The following is a 5,861-nucleotide window of genomic DNA, read 5'->3' as shown; positions in this document are numbered from 1 at the left end:
TTCCTTATTATAGACAAGCACATATTCGCGCTTATTATAATCTTGAAAATGGTGGCATTCAAGCTTTACACCTTGCCTATTCGGATGTGAAGGCAGCATTCAAATATTATTTAGAACATTACAATCACGGTCACGGAATCATTCTGGCTGGACACAGTCAAGGAAGTACACAAATTGCGGAATTATTGCACGATTTTTTTGATGGAAAGCCTTTGCAAAATCAATTGGTGGCAGCTTACATTCCTGGAATTGGTTTTGATAAAACCCAATTTGGAACGGTACATTTTATGGATCAACCTAACCAGACAGGAGGATTTGTAACTTGGAATACCTTCAAACACAAATATGATAAGAAAAATTACGAATGGTACAAAGGAAAAGCAGTTATTAATCCAGTGACTTGGGACACCACTGCAATTGCACCTAGGAAACTTCACAAAGGATTTTTATATACCAACAACAAAATGTATAAAAATAGTTTTACAACTCATATTGGCAATGGAGTAATCTGGATTTCACCACCGCATTTCCCTTATAGATATTTAACTTTATTAATGAAAAATTACCATACTGGCGATGTGAATTTGTTTTGGGAAGACATTCGAGAAAATTCCCTTTTGAGAGAGCAAAACTATATAACTAAGAAACAAAACGTAAATTTTGCCAAAATAGGAAATACAAATTAGAATAATTTAGAATTTCTTTAACTCATTCTTTTTAGATTGCCAATGTAAATTACTTATTTTAGCGTCTTAAAATTTAAAACCTAAATAATTATGAAATTCCAGTACATTTTCATCCTTTTTATATCCTTTGCTATTTCCTCTTGTAATGGACAAGCTTCAAAAACCACAGAAAGCGTTACACCTGAAGCTTTTGACAAAAAAATAAATGAAACGCCCAAAGCTCAAATTTTAGATGTAAGAACTCCAGAAGAATTCGCATCAGAACATATTGACAATGCTGAAAATGTCAATTGGCTTGGTGATAATTTTGTGGCAGATGTCGCAAAATACGACAAATCAAAACCAGTTTTTGTGTATTGTAAAAGTGGTGCAAGAAGTGCTAAAGCTGCTGCAAAACTACAAGAATTAGGATTCAATTCTATATATCAATTAGAAGGAGGCCTTTTGAAATGGAATGCTGCAGGTTTATCAAAACCAAGTGATAAAATCATCGGAATGTGTAGTCAGGAATATGGAGAGTTATTAAATACCGATAAAAAAGTACTAATAGATTTCAATGCAAAATGGTGTGCCCCTTGCAAAAAAATGGCTCCTTACCTTGATCAAATGCAAAAAGAAATGGCGGACAATGTAGTCATCGTTCGATTAGATGCTGATGAAAATAAAACCTTGATTAAAGAAATGAAAATCGACGAACTTCCAACTCTTATCTTGTATCAAAACAAGGAAATAAAATGGAAACATTCTGGTTATATCAGTGAGGAAGATTTGAGAAAACAATTGCAATAATCAAAAAATATGCTTTCAAAAGACAGTTTGCAATTTCTAGATGATTTAAAAGCCAATAACAATCGAGATTGGTTTTTAGACAATAAAAAACGTTATGAAGTTTTCAAAAAAGACTATCATCAATTAGTTAGTGATTTTCTTGACATAATGAAACCGCTCGACCCATCACTAGAAATGCTTGAAGTCAAACATTGCACCTTCAGAATCAATCGTGACATCCGATTTTCGAAAGATAAATCACCCTATAAAGCTCATTTGGGAGTTTGGATTTCAAGCGGTGTCAAAGGTTGGAATCGTTCTGGCTATTATGTTCACATCGAAAAAGGAAGCAGTTTTATTGCCGGAGGATTTTATTGTCCCGAAGCTGAAGATTTGAAAAAAGTGCGAAAAGAAATTGCTTATTTTCACGAAGATTTAGAAGAAATTCTCAACGATAAAAACTTCAAAAAAGAATTTGGTGATTTTGATCGAAATGAAAACAACATACTAAAAAACCCTCCAAGAGGTTATGAAAAAGAACATCCTGCCATTGAATTTTTAAAATTAAAAAGCTTCGAAACTTCCCATAAATTTAATTACGAAGAAGTCACAAACAAAGATTTTGTTGACAAAATGTCCAAGAAACTAATCCTTTTGAAACCTTTGAACGACTTTATCAATCGGGCATTAACTTCTGAAGAATAATTCATACTATGATAAAAAGGAAAATTCTTTTTCTTGGAGAAACCTACCGAGCTGATGCCATCACTTGGATGAATGGTCTGAAAGAATTTGGCGATTTCGAAATTATCACTTGGGAATTAAAAACACCAAACGCTACTTTTTTTAGTCGTATCCTACGTATTTTAGAATTTTGCACAGGACTTTTTCAAGTAAAAAAAATCATAAAAAAGCACCATCCAGATATAGTAATTGCAGAAAGAACCACGAGTTATGGTTTTCTTGCAGCACTATCAGGAATAAAACCAATCGTTGTTGCACAACAAGGTAGAACTGATTTATGGCCAGAAAAATCACTTTTACTACCAATAAAAAAAATAATCCAAAATTACGCCTTCGAAAAAGCCAATCTCATTCACGCTTGGGGACCTGTAATGACAATTTCGATGAAAGCAATCAATGTCGATATGAGTAAAGTTTTGGTAATGCCAAAAGGAATCGATTTGGTAAAATATGCAAACAAAAACACAGCAAATCCTTCAAAAATTAATGCGATTGTCACTCGATCGTTAATGCCTGAATACTGTCACGACATAATTTTGAAAGCTTTCTCTATCCTCAATCAAGAAGGAATTGATTTTGAATTGACCATTGTAGGTGATGGAAAGTTGCTACCAAAATTAAAAGAATTAGCAACAAGAATGAAGATCGAAAAAAAGATCAAATTCACTGGACAAATTCCAAATACCGATTTACCAGAATTATTACAAAAATCAAATTTTTACATCAGTATGCCTACAACAGAAGGCGTTTCTACCTCTTTATTTGAAGCGATGGCTTCGAATTGCTATCCAATTGTAACTAATATTCCTGGAAACCAAAGTTGGATCACTCACCGCGAAAACGGACAACTCATTCCTATTGACAATTTCAGAATGCTTGCCGATGAAATACTTTGGGCATTCGAGAATAGTGATTATAGAAATACTGCCGTTGTAAAAAATAGAAAATTTATAGAAGAAAATGCCGATTACAATACCAATATGAAAATCATAGCCGCAAAATACCACCAATTAATTAACACATACAAAACCAACTAACTATGTGCGGAATTAATGGTATTTTACATTTACATTCTCAGAAAAAAGTTGATGAACGCACATTGACAAAAATGCGTGATTCGCTGGAACATCGTGGTCCTGATGACAAAGGCCTGTTTCTGGAAAATAACATTGGCTTGGGACATCGAAGACTTTCTGTTTTAGATGTATCTTCGGCTGGACATCAACCATTTCTATCGGATGATGGTCGTTATATAATGGTTTATAATGGAGAAATATATAATTTCAAAGACTTTTATCCGGAGTTGCGAAGCAAAGGATTTGATATAAAAACAAGTTCGGACACAGAAGTTTTATTAAAACTATTCGAATTATACGGTCTAGAAATGCTTCACCGTCTCAACGGAATGTTTGCTTTTGTCATTTGGGACAAGAAAGAAAAAAAATTGACTGCCGTTCGTGACAGAATGGGTGTTAAGCCTTTATATTATTCGTTTTACAACGAAACTTTCTATTTCGCTTCGGAACAAAAAGCACTTTTTACAGCAGGAATTCCATTAAAAACTTCACAAGACGGACTGGAAGAATATATTTTTAATCGTTTTGTAGCAGGAGAAAATACCTTGTACGAAAACGTAAAAAAAGTATTGCCCGGACATATTTTGACCATTCACGAAAGTGGTAAAATTACCAATGAAAAATGGTGGAGCTTAAAAAAAGAAATTCAAAACCAGCCGAAAATTCAAAATCCTGTCGAATGGTTTCGAGAAACTTTTGACGATTCCGTAAAATTGCGGATGGTCAGCGATGTTCCTGTTGGGGTTTTATTAAGCGGTGGACTAGATTCAACCTCTATTTTGGCATCGCTAAACCAACAAAATTTCAAGGCCATTCAGTCTTTTAATATTGGTTTCAAGGAAAAAGAGCATAACGAATCACATTTGGCAAAAATGATGGCCGAGAAATTCGATTATGGTTTTCATACAATGCAACTAGAAGACAATGCTCTTTTTGACAAGTTGGTAAGTTCAACTTATTTTCAAGATGAACCTATAATGCATTTGAGTGAACCACATATTTTGGCATTGGCACAACTAGCAAAACCATCCGTAAAAGTGTTACTTTCAGGCGAAGGTGCTGATGAATTAATGGGCGGTTACGTGAGATATAAAGCATTGAAATATCCAAGTTTACTAACTTCGATTGCGACGATTGGTCATATGGATTATTTTACCACAAAACCTCGTTATGAAAAACTGGCTCGTTATTCCCAAATAAAAGATCCTGATGATTTAATAATCTATAATGGCTCTACTATTTATCCGAATGATATTGCAAAAATTTTTGGTATAAACACGCCTCCTAAAAACGAATACAGAAAACAAATTCTTGCAGATGCAAAATCTTTGTATCCAAATAATTTGAGAAGACAAGCACTGTATTTTGATCAACATACTTATTTATGTTCGCTGCTCGACCGCAACGACCGGAACACAATGGGTGCTTCTATAGAATGTAGGGAACCATTTTTAGACAAAAGACTCCTTGCAGGATTAGGTTCATTAGAAGACAAATGGCTTTTTACAGGCAAAAAATGGAAATTCATTCTCAAATCTGCGATGAAAGACCGCTTGCCTGAAGAAATTCTAAAATTCAAAAAAGTGGGATTGAGCGTTCCTTGGGGTGATTATTTGCTAAAAAGTCCTGGATTCATTGATGAATTAGAATCCTTTTCGAAAAGTGATTTATTCAAAACGCATTATTTTGAGCACATCAACGCAAAAAAACTGGTCGAAGATTTGAGAAAAGGCGAAAGCAAAATGATCACTTACATTATGCCTTTATTTATGATGCATATTTGGCTAAAAACCTATGCAAATAAATTTTAATACTTACTTTTGGTTTAAGTTTTAAACGCACTCCCATTTATGGAAATACAAACTAATTTTTCTCTAAAAAATTACAATACTTTTGGCATTGAAGCCAAAGCAAAACAATTTATTGCTGTACAAAATATAGCTGAATTAAGAACTATTTTAGAAGAAAACCAATCTCAAAAAAAGTTTATTCTTGGTGGCGGAAGCAATATGCTTTTGACCAAAAACATCGAAGCCTTAGTTATTCACGTTGATTTGAAAGGCAAAAAAATTATCAAAGAAAACGATGATTTTGTTTGGGTCGAAAGTCAGGCTGGTGAAAACTGGCACGAATTTGTGCTTTGGACCATCAACCAAAATTTTGGCGGATTAGAAAATATGTCGCTCATTCCAGGAAATGTAGGTACAACACCAGTACAAAACATTGGCGCTTACGGAACCGAAATCAAAGACACTTTCGATTCCTGCGAAGCTATGAGAATTGAAAACCAAAAAATGAAAACGTTCAGCAAAGAAGAATGTCATTTTGGTTATCGAGAAAGTGTTTTCAAAAATGAGGTAAAAGACCAATACATCATTACTTCGGTCGTTTTTAAACTGACGAAACGCAATCATAAAATCAATACTTCTTACGGAGATATTACGGCTGAATTAGCAAAAAACAACATTACGAATCCTACTCTAAAAGACGTGAGCAATGCCGTAATTGCTATTCGAAAAAGTAAATTGCCCGATCCAAAAGAACTGGGAAACAGCGGCAGTTTTTTTAAAAATCCAATCCTTTTAAA

General features: G+C 34.0%; 6 protein-coding genes. All 6 read left to right on the top strand.

Annotated elements, in window-relative coordinates:
• A partial coding sequence (locus tag PHC28_RS14755) for a DUF3089 domain-containing protein (protein ID WP_300102280.1) occupies nucleotides 1–686 on the top strand: 686 nt, incomplete at its 5' end.
• Between the two features lie 90 nt (nucleotides 687–776).
• Entirely contained in the window at nucleotides 777–1,475 is a 699-nt protein-coding gene (locus PHC28_RS14750) for a thioredoxin domain-containing protein (protein ID WP_300102277.1), read from the top strand.
• 9 nt (nucleotides 1,476–1,484) lie between these two features.
• Nucleotides 1,485–2,159, top strand: coding sequence for a DUF2461 domain-containing protein (locus PHC28_RS14745; RefSeq protein ID WP_300102275.1), 675 nt, complete (start codon nucleotides 1,485–1,487; stop codon nucleotides 2,157–2,159).
• Between the two features lie 8 nt (nucleotides 2,160–2,167).
• Nucleotides 2,168–3,235, top strand: coding sequence for a glycosyltransferase family 4 protein (locus tag PHC28_RS14740; RefSeq protein WP_300102272.1), 1,068 nt, complete (start codon nucleotides 2,168–2,170; stop codon nucleotides 3,233–3,235).
• 2 nt (nucleotides 3,236–3,237) lie between these two features.
• Nucleotides 3,238–5,085, top strand: a complete 1,848-nt coding sequence (gene asnB, locus PHC28_RS14735; protein WP_300102269.1) for an asparagine synthase (glutamine-hydrolyzing) — start codon at nucleotides 3,238–3,240, stop codon at nucleotides 5,083–5,085.
• 39 nt (nucleotides 5,086–5,124) lie between these two features.
• A partial coding sequence (murB, locus tag PHC28_RS14730; protein WP_300102266.1) for a UDP-N-acetylmuramate dehydrogenase occupies nucleotides 5,125–5,861 on the top strand: 737 nt, incomplete at its 3' end.

This window comes from Flavobacterium sp., assembly GCF_028712645.1.
Lineage (GTDB): Bacteria > Bacteroidota > Bacteroidia > Flavobacteriales > Flavobacteriaceae > Flavobacterium.
The sequence above is the reverse complement of the archived record's forward strand: the minus strand, read 5'-3'. Positions and strand labels throughout refer to the sequence as shown.

Bases quoted from the DNA above. Each gene is read 5' to 3' on its own strand.
- PHC28_RS14750 (WP_300102277.1), top strand. From the start codon at position 777: ATGAAATTCCAGTACATTTTCATCCTTTTTATATCCTTTGCTATTTCC.
- PHC28_RS14745 (WP_300102275.1), top strand. From the start codon at position 1,485: ATGCTTTCAAAAGACAGTTTGCAATTTCTAGATGATTTAAAAGCCAAT.
- PHC28_RS14740 (WP_300102272.1), top strand. From the start codon at position 2,168: ATGATAAAAAGGAAAATTCTTTTTCTTGGAGAAACCTACCGAGCTGAT.
- asnB (WP_300102269.1), top strand. From the start codon at position 3,238: ATGTGCGGAATTAATGGTATTTTACATTTACATTCTCAGAAAAAAGTT.